This is a genomic window from Zobellella maritima, assembly GCF_003075035.1.
Taxonomy (GTDB): Bacteria; Pseudomonadota; Gammaproteobacteria; order Enterobacterales; family Aeromonadaceae; genus Oceanimonas; species Oceanimonas maritima.
Window position 1 is genome coordinate 2252322 of record NZ_QCZE01000001.1, and the last position, 20724, is coordinate 2273045.

Here is a 20724-nt window from a genome sequence, read left to right on the forward strand (position 1 = left end):
CGTGTCTAGATGTCGCATCTCACCCTCGCCCCTGGCCTGCGGTTAGTCCAGCCGTTTCCTGAAACGCCTGGCCGCCACCACCAGTCCCAGCAAGGTAAAGCCCGCCAGCCAGAGGGCGTCGGGCGCCAGCGCCGGCAGATCCGCATCGCGCAGCAGTATGCCCCGGGCCAGCCGCATGTAATGGGTCGCGGGCAGTCCCTCCGCCAGCCACTGGGCAACCAGCGGCATACCTTCATAGGGAAACATAAAGCCGGACAGCAGGATCGAGGGGATCAATACAAACACCGTCATCTGCATGGCCTGCAGCTGGCTCTGGGCCAGGGTGGAGATCACCAACCCCAGCACCAGGCTGGCGGCAATAAACAGCAGGGTGGCCAGCAACAACTGCAGCGGGCTGCCGTTGAACGGCACGGAGAAAATGAAATAACCCAGGCCGAGGATGATCACCAGCTGCACCAGGCCGGCGAATATATAGGGGACTATCTTGCCGATCATCAGCTCCATCGGCCGCACCGGGGTGGTGATCAGCAGCTCCAGGTTGCCCCGCTCCCGCTCGCGGACGATGGCCGAGGCGGTAAACAGCACCATGGTCATGGTCAGGATCACCCCGATCAAGCCGGGGATGATATTGACCGCCGCCCGCCGCTCCGGATTGAACAACAGAGACACCTCGAAGTTGCCCTGCGGGCGGACCTGGCGCGGATCCTCGGGCAGATTCGCCAGTTGCAGTATGGCACTGGCAATCAGGGTATCCGAGCCATCCACCAGCCACTGGCCCAGAGGCCGGTCGTCCTGCCGGCGCCGCTCGAGATCGGCCGGCAGGATCAGCGCCGCCCGCACCCGGCCGGCGACAATCGCCGTTTCGGCCTCATCCGGGTGAAGGAACCGCTCGCTGAAGGTAATCAGCTGACTGGCGCCCAACCGGGCCACCCATTCCCGACTCTGGCCGGTGCCGGCCTGATCCACCAGCGCCACCGGGATATCCCGCACCTTGGTATTGATGGCATAACCAAACAGCAACAGCTGGATAAGCGGTACCATCACCACCATGGCGAAGGTCAGCCGATCCCGTGACAGCTGGCGAAACTCCTTCATCATCACCGCCTGGATACGTCTCAGGCTGTTCATGGTCTCCCCCGCCCGCCGGTACAGCTGACAAATACATCTTCCAGGTTGGGACGTACCCGGTTGATCTCGGCCCCGGCCAGCAGCTCCGGCAGGCGCTGCCGCAGCCAACCGGCCGGGTCATCAATCTGCGCCGCCACCAGCACCCGTAGTCTCAACCCCAGCTGGGCAACGGAACGCACACCGTCCAACGCCAACAGCCGGGTTTTCAGCTCGCGCAAGCCGGGGACGGCCACTTCCAGCACGCTGACCCCCATGTCGGTCATCAGTTGCTCCGGGGAACCATCAGCGCGCTTGACACCGTTTTCCAGGATGGCCAACCCATGACAGCGCTCGGCTTCATCCATATAGTGGGTGCTCACCAGTATGCTGGTGCCGCCTTCGCACAGATCAAACAGTTTCTCCCAGAAATCCCGCCGGTTCTCCGGATCCACCGCCGAAGTCGGTTCGTCGAGTAACAGCAGGTCCGGCCGGTGCAAGGTGGCGGCGGCCAGTGCCAGTCGCTGTTTCTGGCCACCGCTCAGGGTGCCCGCATAACGACGGGACAGGGACTCCAGCTCATAGCTGCCCAGCAGTTCGCGAATACGATCGCGGGCAGCCTTGGCCCCCAGGCCGTAGACCTGGCCGACAAAGGCCAGGTTTTCCTGCACCGACAGGTCCTCATAGAGGGAAAACTTCTGGGTCATATAACCGACCCGGCGACGCAGGGCTTCGGCCTGCTCGGGGATGGCCAGCCCCAGCACGGCCATCTCGCCGGCAGTGGGCAACAACAGGCCGGTCAGCATGCGGATACAGGTCGACTTGCCGCTGCCGTTGGGACCGAGGAAGCCGTAAATGGTGCCGCCGGGAATAGTCAGATCCAGCCGGTCAACGGCGACAAGCTCGCCGAAACGACGGGTCAGCCCCCGGGTACGAATGGCCGGCTCACTCATCAGCATATACCTCCGGCAAGGCTTGGGCCGGGATCCCGGAAGGCAGCCCCGCAGCGTGAGCGGGCAGCTGTACCTTGACCAGATACATGAGCCGGCTGCGTTCACCCTCGGTCAGGGCATAATAGGGGCTGAATGCCGGCTCGGTGGCTATCCAGCTTAAACGACCATCATAAGGCGCCTCGATGCCGTCTACCCATACCCGCAGCGCATCACCAATGTGGAGTCCGGTGCGCTTATTGGCCGGCACATAGATACGGGCATAGGGTGCGCCCTCAGCCTGCAGCACCGCCACGACCGCGCCCCTGGCTACCCGATCGCCTACCTGATAGGGCAGGCTTTCCAGGATACCGGCCCGGCTGGCATGCACGGCAAGTTCATCCAGGTGATAGCGGGACAGGGCCAGTTCGGCCTGGATGGCATCCCGGGCCGCGTAGGCGGCATCGATATCTTCGATCCGGTTACCCGCCACCTGCCTGGCCAGCCGCTGCCGGGCACCCTCTATCCTGGCCTGAAGCTGATCATGGTCGGCCCGCACCCGGTCCAGTTCGGCCTGGCTCGCCAGCCGGCGGGCCGCCAGGGTGCGGATACGTCCCAGGTTACGTGCCGCCTCCGGCAACAATGCCTGAAACCGGGCCAGCTCGGCGCGGGACGCCTTGATATCCTCGGCCCGGGCGCCCGCCAACAGCCGGGCCAACTCAGCCTCGACCTGGCGCAGCCGGGCCTGCTGGCGATTCAGTTCAAGCTGCTGGCGGGCGTCATCAAGACGCACCAGCAACTCCCCGGCAGCAACCCTTGCTCCCTCCGCCACCGGTAGCTCAAGCACCAGCTCGTCGGCGGTGGCGGTCAGCTCGATACGATCCCGCTCCAGGGTACCGAGCCAGCGCTCATCCGGAACAGGCCCACAGGCAGCGAGCAAGAAACTGAAAATCCACAGGACCAGGCAAAGCGAATACGGCATATCAGTGTCCAATGAAGCTTATGGGTTGAGCTTAGCCGAAGTGTGCGAGGGATTGATTGCGATGGATCAGGATTGGCTGCAATGAGCCGGCTGCGCAGCACAGCGTTATGCCTGAAGAGGCCCGGTTGTTGACAATGGGCTCACATCAAGGGGGTAAAGGCGATCATACCAAGGAATGTTCCCACGCTGAGCGTGGGAACCAGTGCCAGGGGTGTTAGTGGTTGGCCAGGTGCTCTGCGTGAAAGCGCAGGTGATCCTCGATAAAGCTGGCAATAAAGTAATAGCTGTGATCGTAACCGGGCTGCATACGCAGGGTGAGGGCCGCGCCCGCCTGCTCGGCGGCCTGGGCCAGCGCCTGGGGCTTGAGTTGCTCGGCCAGAAAATTGTCTGCTTCACCCTGATCCACCAGGATCGGCAATGTGCAGCCATGCTCTTTCAGCAACAGGCTGGCGTCATACCGGGCCCAGGCCTGCCTGTCGTCCCCCAGATAGGCACCCAGCGCCTTGTGGCCCCAGGGGCAGTCGCTCGGGTTGGAGATGGGTGCGAAAGCCGAGACCGACACAAACCGCTCGGGATTGCGCAGCGCCAGCACCAGGGCACCGTGCCCCCCCATGGAATGACCGCTGATGGCGCGGCGACCATCCAGCGGCAGCTCGGCCTCCACCAGCGCCGGCAATTCGCTCAGCACATAGTCATACATATGGTAGTGGCGACTCCAGGGAGCCTGAGTGGCATTGACATAGAAGCCGGCACCCAGACCCAGATCATAGGCACCGTTTTCATCATCGGCCACGCCTTCGCCACGGGGGCTGGTATCGGGGATGATCAACGCCACTCCCAACTCGGCCGCCACCCGCTGGGCGCCTGCCTTGCTGGAAAAGTTTTCATCGCTGCAGGTCAGGCCCGACAGCCAGTAAACGGCGGGCACCTTGCCCTGCTCCGCCTGGGGCGGCAGAAACACCGAAAACTGCATGGAGCAGTTAAGGGCGGCGGAGTCGTGCTGGTAGCGGATTTGGCGACCGCCAAAGCTTTTTTGCTCTTGTATCAGTTGCATTATTTCCCCTTCGGGGAGCTGTAAGCTTCAAGCCATCAGCTGTAAGGCGCCCTGTACGGCTTGCAGGCAAACGCCGTGCCTGCAAGCCACCATGTTTGTCTTACAGCTTAAAACTGACGGCTTACAGCTGCCTTTAAGTTTATTTATCGTACAGGATCACCGAACGGATCGACTTGCCTTCGTGCATCAGGTCGAAGGCATGGTTGATATCTTCAAGACCCATGGTGTGGGTGATGAAGGTATCCAGTTCGAATTCGCCGTTCAGGTACTGCTCGACGATACCCGGCAGCTGGGAACGCCCCTTGACACCACCGAAGGCGGAGCCTTTCCATACCCGGCCGGTCACCAGTTGGAACGGACGGGTGGAAATTTCCTGACCGGCGCCGGCGACACCGATGATCACCGATTCACCCCAGCCCTTGTGGCAGCATTCCAGGGCGGAACGCATCACCTTGACGTTACCGATACACTCGAAGGAATAGTCCACGCCGCCATCGGTCAGCTCGACAATCACATCCTGGATCGGCTTGTCGTAGTCGTTGGGGTTGATGCACTCGGTCGCGCCCAGCTTCTTGGCGATATCGAACTTGTCTTCATTGATGTCGATGGCGATGATGCGGCTGGCCTTGGCCATGGCCGCACCGATGATCACCGCCAGGCCGATGCCGCCCAGGCCGAATACCGCCACGGTATCGCCTTCCTGCACATTGGCGGTGTTCTTGACCGCGCCCATGCCGGTGGTTACGCCACAGCCCAGCAGGCAGACTTTCTCCAGCGGGGCCGCCTTGTTGATCTTGGCCAGGGAGATCTCGGGCACCACGGTACGCTCGGCGAAGGTGGAACAGCCCATGTAGTGGAAAATCGGCTTGCCATCCTTGAAGAAACGGGTGGTGCCATCGGGCATCAGCCCCTTGCCCTGAGTGGCACGTACCGCCTGACACAGGTTGGTCTTGCCGGACTTGCAGAATTTGCATACGCCGCATTCGGCGGTATACAGGGGGATCACGTGATCACCCACTTCCAGACTGGTCACGCCCTCGCCGACCGCCTCGACGATGCCGCCGCCTTCGTGGCCGAGGATCGCCGGGAATATCCCTTCGGGATCATCACCAGACAGGGTAAAGGCATCGGTATGACAAACGCCGGTGGCGACGATGCGTACCAGCACTTCACCCTTCTGGGGCGGCATCAGATCCACTTCTTCGATGGAGAGCGGCTTGCCGGCTTCCCAGGCGACGGCGGCGCGGGTCTTGATCATGTCCATTACTTAACTCCCGTTATTTGCAGTGCAATAAATATAGTGGCCGGTGGCCGACGGGCAAGGAAGCATGCCTGATCCCGTGCCGAGCCACGACCGATAGCGCCATTGTATTACGTCGACGACTGATGATAATGGGGGGATACGAAAATGATTTTTACATCTGGGTAATAATGATGAAGTGGGAAGGACTCAACGAATTTGTCTATGTGGTGGAAACCGAGAGTTTTACCGCCGCCGCCAGGCGGCTGGAAGTCTCGGTAGCCCATGTCAGCCGGCGCATCAACCAGCTGGAGGACAGGCTCGGTGCCAAACTGCTGTACCGTACCACCCGCAAGCTCCGGCTGACCGAAGTCGGTCAGGTTTATTACCACCATGCCCGTAAAGTCCTGGATGATCTGGCCGAAGCCGAGCGGGCGGTGATGGCGATGGAAGGCAAACCCACCGGCACACTGCGTATCACTGCGCCCGTCTATTACGGTGAGCGCTTCCTCGCGCCCCTGGTCAACGATTTCCTGCTGCTCTATCCGCAACTGGAGCTGGAACTGATGCTCACCAACCAGGCGGTCGATCTGGTGGAAAAAGGCTTTGATCTGGCGATCCGCCTGGGTACCCTCGACTCCTCCAGCATGATGTGCCGCAAGCTTGCCCGGCGGACCCAGTATCTGTGCGCCTCCCCCGGCTACCTCGCCCGCCATGGCACCCCTCACACCCTGACCGAACTGGCACATCATCAGTGCCTGGCGGGCAGCCTGGATCACTGGCGCCTGGTGGAAGACGGCAAGCCCAAAAACCTGCGCCTGGGATCCGGCTGGCACTGCAACTCGGGATTGGCACTGAAAGACGCGGCATTAAAGGGCATCGGCATAGTGCAACTGCCCGATTACTACGTGCAGGAGGAACTGCGACAGGGCACCCTGGTCAGCCTGCTGGAGGAATACCGGCTTCCCGATGACGGCGTCTGGGTACTCTATCCCCATAATCGCCATCTGTCGCCCAAGGTACGGCTGCTGGTGGATTACCTGGTCGCCCGCCTGGGCAAGAAATAGCCGGCCCTATTCGCCGTCCAGCAGCCGGGCCCGCAGCCGGCTGACCGCCTGACTGTGCAGCTGGCATACCCGGGACTCGCTCACCCCGAGCACGGCACCGATTTCCTTGAGGTTAAGTTCTTCCTGATAATACAGGGCCATCAACAGCTTTTCCCGTTCCGGCAGGGCCTCAATCGCTGCCATCAGCCGCTGCCTTTGCTCTCCCTCGAGCAGGGCCGCAACCGGCGATGCCTGACCCTGCCCATCATCGCTGAACGGCTCCTCACCCAGCTCCTCATAGGGCAGCAGCTGACCATTGTTGGTGTCGTTGAGCAACTGCTGATAATCCCGCAGGCTGATCCCGAGCTCGGCGGCGATTTCCCGTTCTTCCGGTGGTCGTCCCAGACGTTGCTCCAGCCGGTGCACGCAGGCATCCACAGCGCGGCCACCACGCCGTACGCTGCGCGGCAACCAGTCACGGGTGCGCAGCTCATCGATCATGGCGCCGCGGACCCGTTGACTGGCAAAGGTGGTAAAGCTGGCACCGGCGCCGGCATCGAAGCGTCCGAAGGCGTCGAGCAGTCCCACCATACCGGCCTGGATCAGGTCATCCAGCTCTATGCTGGCCGGCAGCCGGACCTGCAGCGCCAGCGCCTGCCGTCTGACCATGGGATAATACTGCTCCAGCAGTATCCCCTGACTCATTTTGCCCTGTGCCGTGTACATGCTGTTACCTCTAGACGGCCCCCATGCCGGGAGGCCTGGCTGTCATGATATTCTTATCTGTTACTCGTCCCATTATCGGCAGCCATGCCGATTTATAATTTCCAAACAGACCCCATTATTGGTGGTTATTCCCGCCGTCAGCGCTCAGCGGTAGTTGAGGATCAGCTGCAGGCCCTGTACCGTCACCGCCTGGCGTTCACCCGGCGGCAATGCAAACCGAAACCGCAGAGGTACTTCCAGGCGCAGTCCGCTCGTGTCCGGAGCGCCCTCGGCGGCAGACAAGGCGATGCAGCGCTCGTCCTGACACAGCCAGGCCTGCAGCTGACGCCCGGTCGGAAGCTGATAACGCCAGCTCAGGCTCACCAGCCGCCGTCCGGCAAGCGACGCCGGCTCGGGTACCACCAGCGCCGCCGACACATATTGCCGCCCGGGCACCGCCACCCGCACCGCCGGGGCCTGCAATACCCAGCTGCCGGCGGCGGCCACGGCTCCGGTCGCCGTCAACAGTGTCGTCAGGAACAACAGGGGCAGCCATAGTCTCGGCCAGGATGCCGGTTTCAGGGCATGGTGCAGGCTCATTGACGCCCTCCTATCAAGCTGGTCACCCTCAGGGTACGATCATCGGGAATTTCGGCCTGGGACATCACCACCAGATAACTCAGGCGGCGGCGCAGGAAGCGGGCCAACAAGGCGCGCAGATTGTGCTGAACCACCAGCACCGGCGGCTCGCCGGCCGCCTCCTGACGGTCCAGTGCCGCCTGGGCCTGCTCCATCAGGGTATCGGCCAATCCCGGCTCCAGGGCTCCGCCCCCATTCAGGGCCTGCATCAACACCTGCTCCAGGCCGGCGTCCAGGCCGATCACATGCAGCTCGTTTTGTCCCTGGAACCACTGCTGGGTAATGCCCCGGCCAAGGCCGATGCGTACCAGCGCGGTCAGCTCGTGTACATCCGTCTGCCCCACCGCATATTCGGCCAGAGTATCGAGTATGGTTCCCATATCCCGGATCGAAACGTCTTCTTCCAGCAGGTTCTGCAGTATCCGCTGGAGCAGGGTCAGGGACACCAGCTTGGGCACCACCTCCTCCACCAGCGCCTTGTTCTCTTCTCCCAGCTTGTCGAGCAAATACTGGACCTCCTGGCGGCCGAGCATCTCGGCTGAATGACGTTGCAGCAGGTGATTGAGGTGGGTAGCCGCCACCGTGCTGGCGTCCACCACCGTATATCCATAGATCTGGGCATGTTCCCGCTGGCTGACGTCACTCCACACCGCCGGCAGACCAAAGGCCGGATCCCGGGTCGGGGAGCCCTCCAGCTTGCCGGTCACCTGCCCAGGATCGATGGCCAGCCACTGGCCGGGAAACAGCTCTGAGCGACCGATTTCCGCGCCCTTAAGGGTGATCACATAGCTATTGGGAGGCAACTCGAGGTTATCGCGGATATGCACCACGGGGGGCAGGAAGCCCACTTCCTGGGCAAATTTCTTGCGTACACTCTTGATGCGGCCGAGCAATTCGCCCTGCTGTCGCTGATCGACCAGCGGGATCAGCCGGTGTCCCACCTCCATACCCAGGGTATCTACCAGCTGCACATCGTCCCAGCTGGCTTCCGGCGACTCCGGCATCGGCGCGGGGGCATTGACTACCTCATCGACAATCTGCTGTTCCCGATTGCGTTTCATCCACCAGGCCAGGCCGCCCAACAGGGCGGTAAACAACAAAAACACCAGGTTGGGCATACCCGGCACCAGGCCCAGCAGGCCCAGCACACAGGCGGCGAGGATCAGCACCTGCGGGTTGACAAACAGCTGGCTGATCATCTGCTGGCCCACATCCTGCTCGGTATTGACCCGGGATACGGTCACACCGGCGGCGGTGGATATCACCAACGCCGGGATCTGCGCCACCAGGCCGTCACCGATGGCCAGCAACACATAGGTCTCGGCCGCTTCGCCAAAACCGAGATCATGCTGTAGCACCCCTATCATCAGGCCGCCCATGATATTGACCACCATGATCACCAGACCGGCCACCGCATCACCGCGAACAAACTTGCTGGCGCCGTCCATGGAGCCGTAAAAATCGGCCTCCTGGGAAACCTCGGCCCGCCGTCGGCGCGCTTCCTCCTCGGCAATCAGGCCGGCATTCAGATCCGCGTCTATGGCCATCTGCTTGCCGGGCATAGCATCCAGGGTAAAACGGGCTCCCACCTCGGCAATGCGGCCGGCGCCCTTGGTGATCACCATGAAGTTGATGATCACCAGGATCAAGAACACCACCAGACCCACCGCAAAGTTGCCGCCCACCAGGAACTGACCAAAAGCCTCGATCACCTTGCCGGCCGAATCACCTCCCTGGTGCCCTTCCATCAGCACCACCCGGGTTGATGCCACATTCAGCGACAACCGCAGCAGGGTGGTAAACAGCAGCACCGCCGGAAAGGCGGCAAAATCCAACGGCTTCTGGGTAAACATGCTGACCAGCAGCACCATGATCGCCAGCGCGATATTGAAGGTGAACAACAGATCCAGGGCAAAGGGCGGCAATGGCAATATCATCATCGACAGTATCATGATGATCAGCACGGGGCCGGCCAGCAGTTTCAGCTGCTCATGGCCCATCCCTTCAAATTGCGCCAGATAGCGGCTCAACACCTTCATTCAACCTCCTTCCGGGCCCGGGGATCGGCCAGTTCGGCGGGCACCGGCAAATCCCGCGGTGTCGCGGGCGGCTCCCCCCCCTCCGTTTGTACCCGTTTGAGCTGGAAGGCCCAGGCCATGACCTCTGCCACCGCGGTATACAGGGTCATGGGGATTTCCCGATCCAGGTCCACATGATGATACAGGGCCCGGGCCAGGGGCGGCGCCTCCAGCAAGGGCACCCTGTGTTCACGGCCCAGCTCGCGGATCCTGGCCGCTACCGCCTCGACGCCCTTGGCCACCACCCTCGGCGCCGCCATCTTGCCGTCGTCGTAACGCAGGGCCACCGCAAAGTGGGTCGGATTGGTGATGATCACATCGGCCTCCGGCACCTTGCTCATCATACGGTTGCGAGCCATCGCCTGCTGCTGGGCACGGATCCGCGCCTTGAGATAGGGGTCACCGTCCGACTCCTTGTGTTCACGCTTGATCTCCTCCTTGCTCATGCGCAGCTTTTTGGCATGACTCCACAACTGATAGGGCACATCGATCAGCACCACCAGTACCAGGGTCAGCACCATCAGGCCGCAGGCCTGCGCCGCCATGATCAGGGCATTGGCCGCCGCCTGCTGCATGGATTGCTCCATCAGCGCCATCAGCTCACCTCGCTTGGCGAGTAAAAACATGACGCCCACGCTGCCCACCAGCAACGACTTGGCCAACGCCTTGGCCAGCTCCGCCAGGGCCTGGGTGGAAAAGATGCGTTTCAGCCCCTTGATCGGATTCAGCTTGGAGAATTGCGGCGTCAGGGATTTGGCGGAAAACAGCCAGCCGCCCAGCAGCACAGGAGCCGCCAGCGCCAGCACCGTCAACAGCAGAAACAGTGGCAACAGGGCCAGCAGGGTGCGTCGGCCCAGTTCGAAGGCATGGCTGAGCATGACCATGGCATCGAACGCCTGACGGCGATCAAACAGGAAGGAACGTTCCATCACCAGACCCAGCTGGTCGTAGAGGACGCCGCCCATGCCCCACAGGCCCATGACCCCTCCCAGCAGCAACAGGAAGGTAGCCAGCTCCCGGGAACGGGCAATCTGGCCATCTTCCCGGGCTTTCTCGATTCGTCGGGGGGTCGCGGCTTCGGTTTTTTCCTGATCGCTGGTCTCGTCGGCCATGGTGTCCGGATTGGCTGTGCTAAACGGCGGCCATTGTCAACAACCCGGGGCTGCTTCGATATGCCGAACAGGACCCGGAATCATGGCTTATTCCCGGTTTAATAATATTGGAGGCAAACGGGATTACGATAGGGTAGGAGCCGGAGCCCATGGTCGCTCAGAAACCCAGATCATCCAGCAAGGCATCCACCTGATCCTGACTGCTCACCACATCTTCCCCGTCCGCATTCAGCTGGGGGCCATTCAACAGGGTCTGTCCCCCGGCTCCGTTCGACTGCGCAGGAAGGCCGGTCACCTCTTCTCCCTGCAGATCCGGCATATTATCGAGCAGAGCCTGCACCAGTTGATGTTCTATTTCCCGGATCAACCCCATCATCTTATTGATCACCTGACCGGTCAGATCCTGGAAATCCTGGGCCATCAGGATTTCCAGCAGCTGGTCGTTGGTGGCCCGGGTCTTCTCGGGGATGTCCTTCAGGTAGGCCCGGGTGTCCACCACCAGCTCCCTGGCCTCGGCCAGTTCAAGAGGAGACTCGAACCAGCGCTGCCAGCGCCGCTCCAGTACCTCGGCACCTTCTTCGATTTCATTTTGCAGGGGTCTGGCCCGGTCGATGGCATTCAGCGCCCGCTCGGCGGCCTGCTCTGTCATCGTCGCCACATAGGCGAGCCGATCCCGGGCATCGGGGATGGCCGTGGCCGCCCTGGCGATGTCCTTGTCCAACCCCAGTTCCTGCATACTGTCATGCAGCAGGCGCGTCAACCGGCCGATACGCCTGATCAGATCTTCGGTACCGGCACCAACGGCAGGCGTTACCGGCCGAGATTCTTCACCCATCATCACTCTTCCTTAGCAGGGCTTGGCCCCTTGCAGCATGGCCGGCCTGTTATTTACCCAGCTTGTCGAAGATCTTGTTCAGCTTCTCTTCCAGGATGGCGGCGGTAAAGGGCTTGACCACATAGCCACTGGCCCCGGCCTGGGCGGCGGCAATGATGTTCTCTTTCTTGGCTTCGGCGGTCACCATCAGCACCGGCAGATGTTTGAGAGACTCATCGGCCCGGATCTTCTTGAGCAGCTCCAGCCCGTCCATATTGGGCATATTCCAGTCGGATATCACAAATGCGAAGTCACCACCGCTCAGCTTGGCCAGCGCATTCTCTCCATCCCTGGCCTCCTCGACATGGTTAAAACCCAGCTCTTTCAGCAAGCTGCGCAGGATACGGCGCATGGTAGGAAAGTCATCCACCACCAGAATGCCCATACTCTTGTCGACCATTTCACGTCCTTAAATCTGTTATTACCATCATGACCGGCTGTCAGAGCCGGTCGACTATTCAGAATGCTTCCCAGTCACCGGCAAGCGCCGCCCTGTGCCCGACCGGAGCCAGCGCCCGCTGCTCAGGCTCGGCATGAGGCTCGGCGTCCTGCGGCCGGGCGCCTGCCGGCAGGCGAAACACGGCCACCGCCTGCGCAAGCCGGCTGGCCTGGCTCTCCAGCGAAATAGCGGCGGCGGCGGCCTGCTGTACCAGGGCGGCATTCTGCTGGGTCACCTCGTCCATCTGGCCGACCGCCAGGCTGACCTGCTCGATCCCCTGGCTCTGTTCCTGGGAGGCGGCGGAAATCTCGTCCATGATATCGGTGACCCTTTTCACCGCCGCCACTATCTCTGTCATGGTTTCACCGGCCTGCGCCACCAGCCTGGATCCGTCTTCCACCTGGGTAACCGAGTTTTCTATCAACCCCTTGATTTCACGCGCCGCGTCCGCACTGCGCCCGGCCAGGTTGCGCACCTCGCCCGCGACCACCGCAAAGCCCCGTCCCTGCTCACCGGCCCGGGCCGCCTCGACCGAGGCATTCAGCGCCAGTATGTTGGTCTGGAAGGCAATGGAGTCGATCAACCCGGTAATATCGGCGATTTTTTGGGAGCTGTCGGAGATCCTGCCCATGGTACTGACGACCTGTTCCACCACCTCGCCGCCATGGCTGGCGGTATTGGAGGCGGCCTGGGCCAGGGTGCTGGCCTGGCGGGCATTATCGGCATTTTGTCTGACTGTGGTGGTCAGCTGCTCCATGCTGGCGGCGGTTTCTTCCAGGGATGCCGCCTGCTGCTCGGTACGAGACGACAAATCCCCATTGCCACCGGCTATGTCACTGGCCCCCCGATGAATGGCAACACTGCTGTCACGTACCGTGCCCACCGTCTGCAGCAGGCCATGCTGCATATCGCGCATGGCGGCAAACAGCTTCCCTATCTCGTTCCGGCTCAACACTCGGATGTCCTGGGACAGATCAGAGCGGGCGATATGTTCGAGGTTGTCGACCGCGATCTGCAGCGGCGCTATGAGCACCCTGCGCAGCCCCCTGTGTACCAGCACCAGCACCAGCACCGTCACCAGCAGCATCAGCAGCCCGACCCAGGAATAACGCACGATCCGAGACTCGTAGTCGGCCATCAGGGCAGCCCCCTGCCCGTCCGCATAGCTGACGAAGGCGGACATGCTGCCATCCAGCGCCTCCCTGCTCGCATAGGCCTGTTCCCGCAGGCCATTGGCCGCATCGATATCGAAGGCGGCCAATGCCTGTTGCTGTTGCTGCATCAGCGTCATCATCGCCTGAAAATCGGCCGTCAGGGCCTCGGCCAATGCCTGCCCCCGGGCGGTTTGCACGCTGTCAAGGAACCGCGCCAGCCCCTCGGCGGCCTGGTTGAGCTGGGCGCCGGCATTGTCATTGAATGCCTTGCCGTTGCCGATCCGCCCTTCACCGATATGATGACGTGCCACTTCCAGGTTAAACCTGGCCTGATTCAGCGCCGCCTCCGCCCGGCTAATGCCATTGAGCTGTTCGACATTGATCTGGCTGAGGGTACGGATGGCGTTGTCGGCCATGCGGCTGGCGCCCCAACCCAGGGCCGCAATCACGCCGACAGACAGGATAAACAGCAAGATCACGCTGTTGATGGCCTTGCCGATATTCATATTACGCAACACGTTCGTCATAAGAAGTACCTGGTTTCATTCGGATATAATTCAACATGTCTCGCCCGGCAAGGGTTATACCCGTTGCGCCCGACCCGAAACGGACATCTGTGCCAGCAGCCGCGCGGCCATCTGTTCCAGCGGGACCACCTCGTCGGCGGCGCCGAGGGCAATGGCCTCCCTGGGCATGCCGAACACCACACAACTCGCTTCATCCTGGGCCAGGGTTCGGGCGCCGGCCCGGCGCATCTCCAGCAGGCCCGCCGCCCCGTCCTTGCCCATACCGGTAAGGATGACCCCGAGCGCGTTGCGCCCGGCCTGCTTCGCCGCCGACCGGAACAGCACATCCACCGAGGGCCGATGGCGATTGACCGGCTCTCCCCAGTCCAGGCTCACCATATAATTGGCCCCGCAGCGGGCCAACCGGAGGTGCGCGTCGCCCGGCGCTATATAGGCGTGTCCGGGCAGGATACGCTCGCCGTCCTCGGCCTCCTTGACGGTAATGCGGCACAGCCTGTCGAGCCGCTCGGCAAAAGAACGGGTGAAGCCGCCGGGCATATGCTGGGCAATCAGTATGCCCGGGCTGTTGGCCGGCAGGGGCTCCAGCAGGTTACGGATGGCCTCGGTCCCCCCGGTGGAGGCCCCGATGATCAGCAGCTTTTCACTGGAGATCAGCGGTGCCTGCAGCGCGCTTGGGGCCGGATGAGCCCGGCGGGGCCGGGAGCGGGCCGCGATGCGGATCTTGTCGGCGATCAGCTCCGCATATTCGAGCATGCCGCTGCGGATCCCCAGCAAGGGCTTGGGGACAAAGTCCACCGCACCCAGTTCCAGGGCACGCAGCGTGGCGTCGGAGCCGTCCCGGGTCAGGGACGACACCATCAGTACCGGCATGGGTCGCAGACGCATCAATCGCTCGAGAAAGTCCAAGCCGTCCATACGCGGCATTTCCACATCCAGGGTCAGTACGTCGGGCTGGTGACGCTTGATCAGATCACGGGCGACCAGCGGATCCGGGGCCACGGCGACCACCTCCATATCCCTCTGGCCATTGATGATTTCCCGCAGCAGATCACGAATCAACGCCGAGTCATCGACACACAGCACCTTGATCTTGGCTGCACGCAAGGCAGTTCTCCTATAATGGTATGTCCGGGTTCTGTCCCGCTAACTATCGACCGCTCAGCCACGAACTTTACCCTCGTCGGCCAACTCGTAGACGGTCTGGCCCCGCAGGCGGAATGCCTGGCTGATGTAAGTTAAATTCTCCGAATGGCCGGTGAACAACAGGCCGTCGGGTTTAAGCAGGGGGACAAAACGGGCAAGGATCCGGGCCTGGGTTGCCTTGTCGAAATAGATCATCACATTGCGGCAGAAAATCGCATCGAAGGGTCCGCTGAGCGGCCATTGGGAAGAAAGCAGGTTCAGGCGGGCAAACTCCACCAGGGCCGCCGTCTCCGGCCGTATCCTCGCCAGCCCCGCCTTGTCCCCCCGCCCCCGCAGGAAGAAACGCCTGATCCTGTCGGCATCGAGCTTCTGCACCTGTTCCAGGGTATAGACTCCGCCTCTGGCCTGCTCCAGGGCGTCCGTGTCGATGTCGGTGGCCAACACCCGGGCCACGGCGGCCCTGGCTCCCAGCGCCTCCTGCAGGGTCATGGCGATCGAATAGGGCTCCTCGCCGGTGGACGCAGCGGCACACCAGACTCGCACCGGCTCACCGCGCCCGGCCACATGGCTGGCCAGCAGCGGAAAATGATGCCGTTCGCGAAAGAAGGCGGTGAGGTTGGTGGTCAGGGCATTGGTGAATGCCTGCCATTCGGGTCCCTGGCCCTGCTGCTCCAGCAGGCTCAGGTACTGACCGAAATGACTCAGCCCATGATGCCGCAGCCGCCTGGCGAGGCGACCGTACACCATGTTGCGTTTGTTGGCAGACAGCACTATGCCCGCATGCCGGTGGATAAAGGCACAGATCCGGCCGAAGTCTGCGTCTGTCATCACCAGCTCCCGCTCGAACAGCGGCTCACAGGAGACTGGGCTTGTCGGCACTTCCCTGCTCAAAAGGCTTCCCACTCTTCCAGATCGGCAGCCGGTCGCCGAGGGACCAGCGCCCGGCCCGGGACCTGTTCCGGTAAGGCATCAGGCTGCCGATGCGAGGAGGGCTCGACAGGGGCCCCGTCGACAGTCTCCGCTTGCTGCAGCCGGAAGGCGGCAATCGAATGACCCAGGTGGCTAATCTGCTGCTGCAGTGCCGTCGCCGCTCGGGCGGAAGACTGTACCCGCGCCGCGTTCTGCTGGGTGACCTCATCCATTTGCGAGATCGCCTGATTGATCTGGCCTATGCCTCCGCTCTGTTCTTCCGAGGCGGCAGAGATTTCCCCCATGATGTCATTGACCCGGGTCACCGACTCCACCACCTTGTCAATCGACTGCTCGGCACGGCGGACCAGTTCGGCACCGTTGCCAATCTCGCCGGACGAGCTGTCAATCAACTGGCGGATTTCCTTGGCCGCCTCGGCAGAACGCCCCGCCAGGTTACGCACCTCGCCCGCGACCACCGCAAAACCGCGGCCCTGTTCACCGGCCCGGGCCGCTTCCACCGACGCGTTCAGGGCCAGTATGTTGGTCTGGAAGGCAATGGAGTCGATCACCCCTATGATTTCGGTCATCCGGCGCGAGCTGGTGGTGATCCGCCCCATGGTCTCGACCACCTGACCCATCACCTGGCCGCTGTCGCTCACCATCTGTGCCGCTTCCCCGGACAGGTGACTGGCCTGGCGCGCGTTCTCGGCATTCTGCTGCACCGTGGTAGTCATCTGCTCCATGCTGGCGGCGGTTTCCTGCAGGGACGCCGCCTGTTGCTCGGTCCGGGAGGACAGATCCTCGTTGCCACTGGCGATATCCCGGGCTGCCGGGGTGACCACCCGGATCCCGCTGTTGATATCGACGGCCATGCTGACCAGGCTCATGCGCATGATATCCAGGGTCTGCAGCAGACGCCCGATCTCGTCATGATTGTGCCTGGGGATCTCGGCCGACAGGTTGCCTGCGGCAATCTGCAGGGTAAAGTCCATGGCACTTTTCAATGGCCGAGTCAGGGCGCGGATGGTAAGTCCCCCCAGCAGGCCAAGCAGCAACAGGCCCAGGGTCAGTATCCCGCCCTGATAGATCAGCATCTGCCGCAGCTCCTGCCGGGCCTGTACCGCCATCACCGCAGCCGTTTGCTGTTTGTCGCCGATCAAGCCGTTGATCCGCTCGGACAGCACCCGCCCCTCGTCATTCAATTTCGCCGAGATCTCCTTGAGCCCGACATAGATTTCATAAGGATCATCCCCCGCCAGCTGTTCGGCTATCCGTAACAGGTTGTCATTCAGGTAGCTGTCCAGCAGGGCACCGAATTCGTCCGCCGGCCCGGTACGGTTGACGTCCCTTGCCATATACTCGGCCCACAGGGTCTCGAGTTCGGCCGCCATCTGCCTTATCTCGGCCAGCAGCTCCTCCCTGTTTTCTCCCAGCAGCTCTATGCTGGGCCGGGAAAATTGCTGGCGTCCCTGTACCGTCAGTTGATCCAGACGCTGCAAGCGGGCCACATCCTGCAGCCCGTCACGGGTCAGTGCATCGAAACGCTGCCCCGACGTCTGCAGCCCGTACAGGCCCATGCCGCCGGCAAGCAGCAACAACAGGGCCGATACCCCAACCATGGCCCCGAGCCGGGCCCGCATCGAGGTCAGGTTAAGCCGCCGTACCCAGCCAGTCAGACCGCGCCGTTGCAAGCGTCCCCGGTCCAGCCGAAAGGCGCTGCCCTTCCCGGAGCGCAGCCCGGTATAGGCCTGCTCCGCCTGGGCGATCTTTTCCCGAGCGGCCTTGATACGGACAGAGGCATAGCCCCTGATCTCGCCGTTTTCGACGATCGGTGACACAGAGGCATCGACCCAGTAATAATCCCCGTTCTTGCGCCGATTCTTGACCAGGCCATGCCAGGTTTCCCCGGCCCTGATGGTCGACCACAGGTTGGCAAACGCCGCCGCCGGCATATCCGGATGGCGCACTATGTTGTGATGTTGCCCGAGCAATTCTTCCCGGGCAAAACCGCTGACCTTGATAAAGGCCGGGTTGGCGTAAACGATATCGCCGTTGAGGTCGGTACGGGATACCAGAAAATCCTCGTCCTGGAGTTCATATTCCCGGTTGTTTACCGGCTGATTATTGCGCATGTCTGATTCCTTGATGCTCTCGGCGGCCCTCAGCCGGCTGTCTGTTCAACCTGGATAAGCTCTTCGCTGCTCAGCAGCTTTTCAATATCCACCAATACCAGCATGCGCTCACCCACGCTGCCCAGACCATTGAGGTAGCCGGACGACAGGGTGACGCCAAACTCCGGTGCCGGCTTGATCTGCTCGGCGGTCAGGGTCATCACGTCCGATACCCCGTCGACCACCATGCCGATCACCCGCTCCCCCACATTGACCACGATCACCACGGTGCGCAGCCCATATTCGATCCGTTCCAGGCGGAACTTGATGCGCAGATCGACGATCGGCACTATCACCCCGCGCAGGTTGGTCACCCCCTTGATGAACGCCGGCACATTGGCCATGCGGGTCACATTTTCATAACTGCGGATTTCCTGGACCTTGAGAATATCGATGGCGTATTCCTCTTCACCAAGGGAAAACACCAGGAACTCGCGGGGAGCGACGGCGAGCGCCGCGTTGGTATGGTTCATTCGAATACATCTCCTGCAGGGGCGGCGGACGGTCCGGTTTGGCCGGACAGCATTCCTGCCTTCATATGACTCAAACGGTGTATGTCGGCGATATCCAGGATCAGGGCCACGCTGCCGTCACCCAATATGGTGGCGGCGGAAATCCCCGGCACCTTGCCGTAGTTGGTTTCCAGGTTCTTGACTACCAGCTGCCGCTGGCCGAGCAGTTCATCCACCTGCAGGGCATAACGGCGTCCTTCCCCTTGGACGATAACGGCAATACCCTCTGTGGGCCGGGTTCGGCTCCCGGCGACATCCAGCACCTGATATGCGGCGATCAACGGCAGGTATTCCCCCCTGATCCTGAGCAGGGTAGCGCCATGGCCCATGGCATGGAGCTGCTCGCCGGTCGGCTGCAGCGACTCGATGACCGCACTCAAAGGCAGAATAAAGACTTCCTCACCGACCCGGACCAGCATGCCGTCGAGGATGGCCAGGGTCAGGGGCAGCAGTATGCGGGTGCGGGTGCCCTGACCGGGCCGGGACATCAGCTCCACCTGTCCTCCCATGGCCTGGATGTTGCGCTTGACCACATCCATGCCGACCCCTCGCCCGGACACATCACTGACCTGCTCCGCGGTGGAAAAGCCGGGGGCAAAGATCAGCTGCCAGACCTCTTCATCGCTGATGGTGTCGGACACCTTCACGCCGCTGTCACGGGCCTTGGCCAGCAGCCGGGCCCGGTCCAGGCCGGCGCCGTCATCATCCACCTCTATGAGTATGTTGCCCCCCTGGTGCCGGGCCGACAGCGTCAGCCGCCCGACCCGCGGCTTGCCCGCCGCCTCCCGGTGCTCGGGGGCTTCGATGCCGTGATCCAGGCTGTTGCGCACCAGGTGGGTCAGGGGGTCTATGATGCGTTCGGTCAGGCTCTTGTCCAGCTCGGTGGACTCCCCCCGGGTGACCAGCTCCACTTCCTTGCCGAGCCGGGCGGCCAGATCCCGCACCAGTCGCGGGAAACGGCTGAACACATAATCCATCGGCACCATGCGGATGGTCATCACCGCCTCCTGCAGATCCCGGGCATTACGCTCCAGCAGCTTGATGCTGTTGGAAAGGGCACCGTGGACACGGCTGTCCAGCCCGCTAACCGTCTGCACCAGCATCGACTGGGTAATGATCAGCTCCCCGACCAGGTTGATGATCTGGTCTATCTTGGCCACCGGCACCCGTAACGAAGAGGCTTCCCCCGCCCCCTGCCTGCCCGGCTCCCGATGAAGCGGCAAGGCGGTGTCTGAATCGCGTAAAACAGCCGGATCCCCCCCCCGGCCTACTTCGTCGGGTGCCGGAACCGGGCACGCTGCCGGCTCCGGCGCCTCGGCTGCAACCGCCTGGTTGCCCAGAGAGGGATCCGCCTCGCCCAGTACCTGAACCTCCAGCTGCTCCGGCTCGACGATAAAGCACATCACCGCCGCTATGTCTTCGGCACTGACCGAGCCGAGCAACTCTATGTCGAGCCGCCCTGGTTGTTCCCGGGTCGCGACTATCTCGCCGAACAGGGCCAGCTCGTCCAGCAGCAGTTGCCGATCCCTGTCTCCCACACCGAGCAGGGTAACCTGCAGCCGGACCGGAACGATGGGGTCCGGTGCCGGCGGTTCAACGACCGGCGCCGGCTGCGCCGGTTGAGGGCTGCCCCCGGCTTCCGGCTCTCCGGGTACCCTCTCTTCCAGCGCCAGCTGCTGCAATACCCGGCAGATACGCTGGTAGGCGTCCGGGTCCGGCTCGCCCCCCTGACGATAGGCATCCAGTTGATCCTGCAGCATATCCTTGGTCTCCAGAAAGGTGTCGACAATATCGCGACGCAGTGTCAGCTCCCCGCGGCGGCCGGCATCGAGCAGATTTTCCAGCAGGTGGGTACTCGCCTGCAGGGCATCGAAACCGAAGGTGCCGGCGCCGCCCTTGATCGAATGGGCGGCCCGGAAAATGGCATTGAGCTGCTCCCCGCCCGGAGCCTCGACATCCAGCGCCAGCAGGTGCCGCTCCATCTCCTCGAGCAGCTCTCCCGCCTCTTCGAAAAAGGTGTCGTAGAAGTCGCTAAGATCCATATTCCTTTCCACAGGGGCAATAAGGGCGGCGGCACTTGAGGCTGTGCCGCAACAACGTCAT

At 62.4% G+C, this 20724-nt stretch carries 18 protein-coding genes; 1 reads left to right on the forward strand and 17 read right to left on the reverse strand.

Translation table 11 applies throughout. The annotated features are described in order from the left end of the window. Positions 1 to 42: 42 nt before the first annotated feature. The 5 genes from DCS96_RS10355 to DCS96_RS10375 form a co-directional block, all read right to left on the reverse strand. The gene (locus tag DCS96_RS10355; RefSeq protein WP_116474188.1) at positions 43 to 1128 is read right to left on the reverse strand and encodes an ABC transporter permease; all 1086 of its coding nucleotides are present in this window, start codon (positions 1126 to 1128) and stop codon (positions 43 to 45) included. Further along, positions 1125 to 2057: an ABC transporter ATP-binding protein gene (locus DCS96_RS10360; protein WP_116474609.1), complete on the reverse strand. Its 933-nt coding sequence runs from the start codon at positions 2055 to 2057 to the stop codon at positions 1125 to 1127. The genes DCS96_RS10355 and DCS96_RS10360 overlap by 4 nt, the downstream gene beginning before the upstream one ends. Beyond that, positions 2050 to 3015 (reverse strand): HlyD family secretion protein, encoded by a 966-nt coding sequence (locus DCS96_RS10365; RefSeq protein WP_116474189.1) that lies wholly within the window; start codon positions 3013 to 3015, stop codon positions 2050 to 2052. Before DCS96_RS10365 ends, DCS96_RS10360 begins: the two co-directional genes overlap by 8 nt. Positions 3016 to 3229: 214 nt before the next feature. Then, entirely contained in the window at positions 3230 to 4069 is an 840-nt protein-coding gene (gene fghA / locus DCS96_RS10370; RefSeq protein ID WP_116474190.1) for an S-formylglutathione hydrolase, read from the reverse strand. Positions 4070 to 4208: 139 nt separating this feature from the next. Beyond that, entirely contained in the window at positions 4209 to 5333 is a 1125-nt protein-coding gene (locus tag DCS96_RS10375; protein WP_116474191.1) for an S-(hydroxymethyl)glutathione dehydrogenase/class III alcohol dehydrogenase, read from the reverse strand. Between the two features lie 167 nt (positions 5334 to 5500). Here DCS96_RS10375 and DCS96_RS10380 point away from each other — a divergent pair, with 167 nt between their 5' ends. Beyond that, a complete protein-coding gene (locus DCS96_RS10380) occupies positions 5501 to 6376 on the forward strand; it encodes a LysR family transcriptional regulator (RefSeq protein ID WP_116474610.1) in 876 nt (291 codons plus the stop codon). A 6-nt stretch (positions 6377 to 6382) separates the two neighbouring features. Here the strand turns inward: DCS96_RS10380 and DCS96_RS10385 are convergent, their stop codons facing one another. The 12 genes from DCS96_RS10385 to cheA form a co-directional block, all read right to left on the reverse strand. Further along, on the reverse strand, positions 6383 to 7081 hold the full coding sequence (locus tag DCS96_RS10385; RefSeq protein WP_116474192.1) for an RNA polymerase sigma factor FliA: 699 nt from the start codon (positions 7079 to 7081) through the stop codon (positions 6383 to 6385). Positions 7082 to 7225: 144 nt separating this feature from the next. Next, entirely contained in the window at positions 7226 to 7660 is a 435-nt protein-coding gene (locus tag DCS96_RS10390; protein WP_116474193.1) for a flagellar protein FlhE, read from the reverse strand. Beyond that, positions 7657 to 9738 carry a flagellar biosynthesis protein FlhA gene (flhA, locus tag DCS96_RS10395; protein ID WP_116474194.1) on the reverse strand — a complete coding sequence of 694 codons (2082 nt, stop codon included), beginning with the start codon at positions 9736 to 9738 and terminating at the stop codon, positions 7657 to 7659. Before flhA ends, DCS96_RS10390 begins: the two co-directional genes overlap by 4 nt. Then, positions 9735 to 10889, reverse strand: coding sequence for a flagellar biosynthesis protein FlhB (flhB, locus tag DCS96_RS10400; protein ID WP_116474195.1), 1155 nt, complete (start codon positions 10887 to 10889; stop codon positions 9735 to 9737). The genes flhA and flhB overlap by 4 nt, the downstream gene beginning before the upstream one ends. Positions 10890 to 11046: 157 nt before the next feature. Beyond that, entirely contained in the window at positions 11047 to 11724 is a 678-nt protein-coding gene (gene cheZ, locus DCS96_RS10405; RefSeq protein WP_198649997.1) for a protein phosphatase CheZ, read from the reverse strand. A 49-nt stretch (positions 11725 to 11773) separates the two neighbouring features. Further along, the gene (gene cheY, locus DCS96_RS10410) at positions 11774 to 12163 is read right to left on the reverse strand and encodes a chemotaxis response regulator CheY (RefSeq protein WP_116474197.1); all 390 of its coding nucleotides are present in this window, start codon (positions 12161 to 12163) and stop codon (positions 11774 to 11776) included. A 58-nt stretch (positions 12164 to 12221) separates the two neighbouring features. Further along, on the reverse strand, positions 12222 to 13883 hold the full coding sequence (locus DCS96_RS18955) for a methyl-accepting chemotaxis protein (RefSeq protein WP_269801897.1): 1662 nt from the start codon (positions 13881 to 13883) through the stop codon (positions 12222 to 12224). A gap of 54 nt (positions 13884 to 13937) precedes the next feature. Continuing rightward, positions 13938 to 14987 carry a protein-glutamate methylesterase/protein-glutamine glutaminase gene (locus DCS96_RS10420; RefSeq protein WP_116474198.1) on the reverse strand — a complete coding sequence of 350 codons (1050 nt, stop codon included), beginning with the start codon at positions 14985 to 14987 and terminating at the stop codon, positions 13938 to 13940. A gap of 54 nt (positions 14988 to 15041) precedes the next feature. Continuing rightward, positions 15042 to 15854, reverse strand: a complete 813-nt coding sequence (locus DCS96_RS10425; RefSeq protein WP_116474199.1) for a CheR family methyltransferase — start codon at positions 15852 to 15854, stop codon at positions 15042 to 15044. Positions 15855 to 15913: 59 nt separating this feature from the next. After that, positions 15914 to 18070: a methyl-accepting chemotaxis protein gene (locus DCS96_RS18960; RefSeq protein ID WP_116474200.1), complete on the reverse strand. Its 2157-nt coding sequence runs from the start codon at positions 18068 to 18070 to the stop codon at positions 15914 to 15916. Between the two features lie 29 nt (positions 18071 to 18099). Continuing rightward, positions 18100 to 18582 carry a chemotaxis protein CheW gene (locus tag DCS96_RS10435; protein ID WP_116474201.1) on the reverse strand — a complete coding sequence of 161 codons (483 nt, stop codon included), beginning with the start codon at positions 18580 to 18582 and terminating at the stop codon, positions 18100 to 18102. Continuing rightward, positions 18579 to 20663, reverse strand: coding sequence for a chemotaxis protein CheA (gene cheA / locus DCS96_RS10440; RefSeq protein WP_116474202.1), 2085 nt, complete (start codon positions 20661 to 20663; stop codon positions 18579 to 18581). Before cheA ends, DCS96_RS10435 begins: the two co-directional genes overlap by 4 nt. Positions 20664 to 20724: the final 61 nt, after the last annotated feature.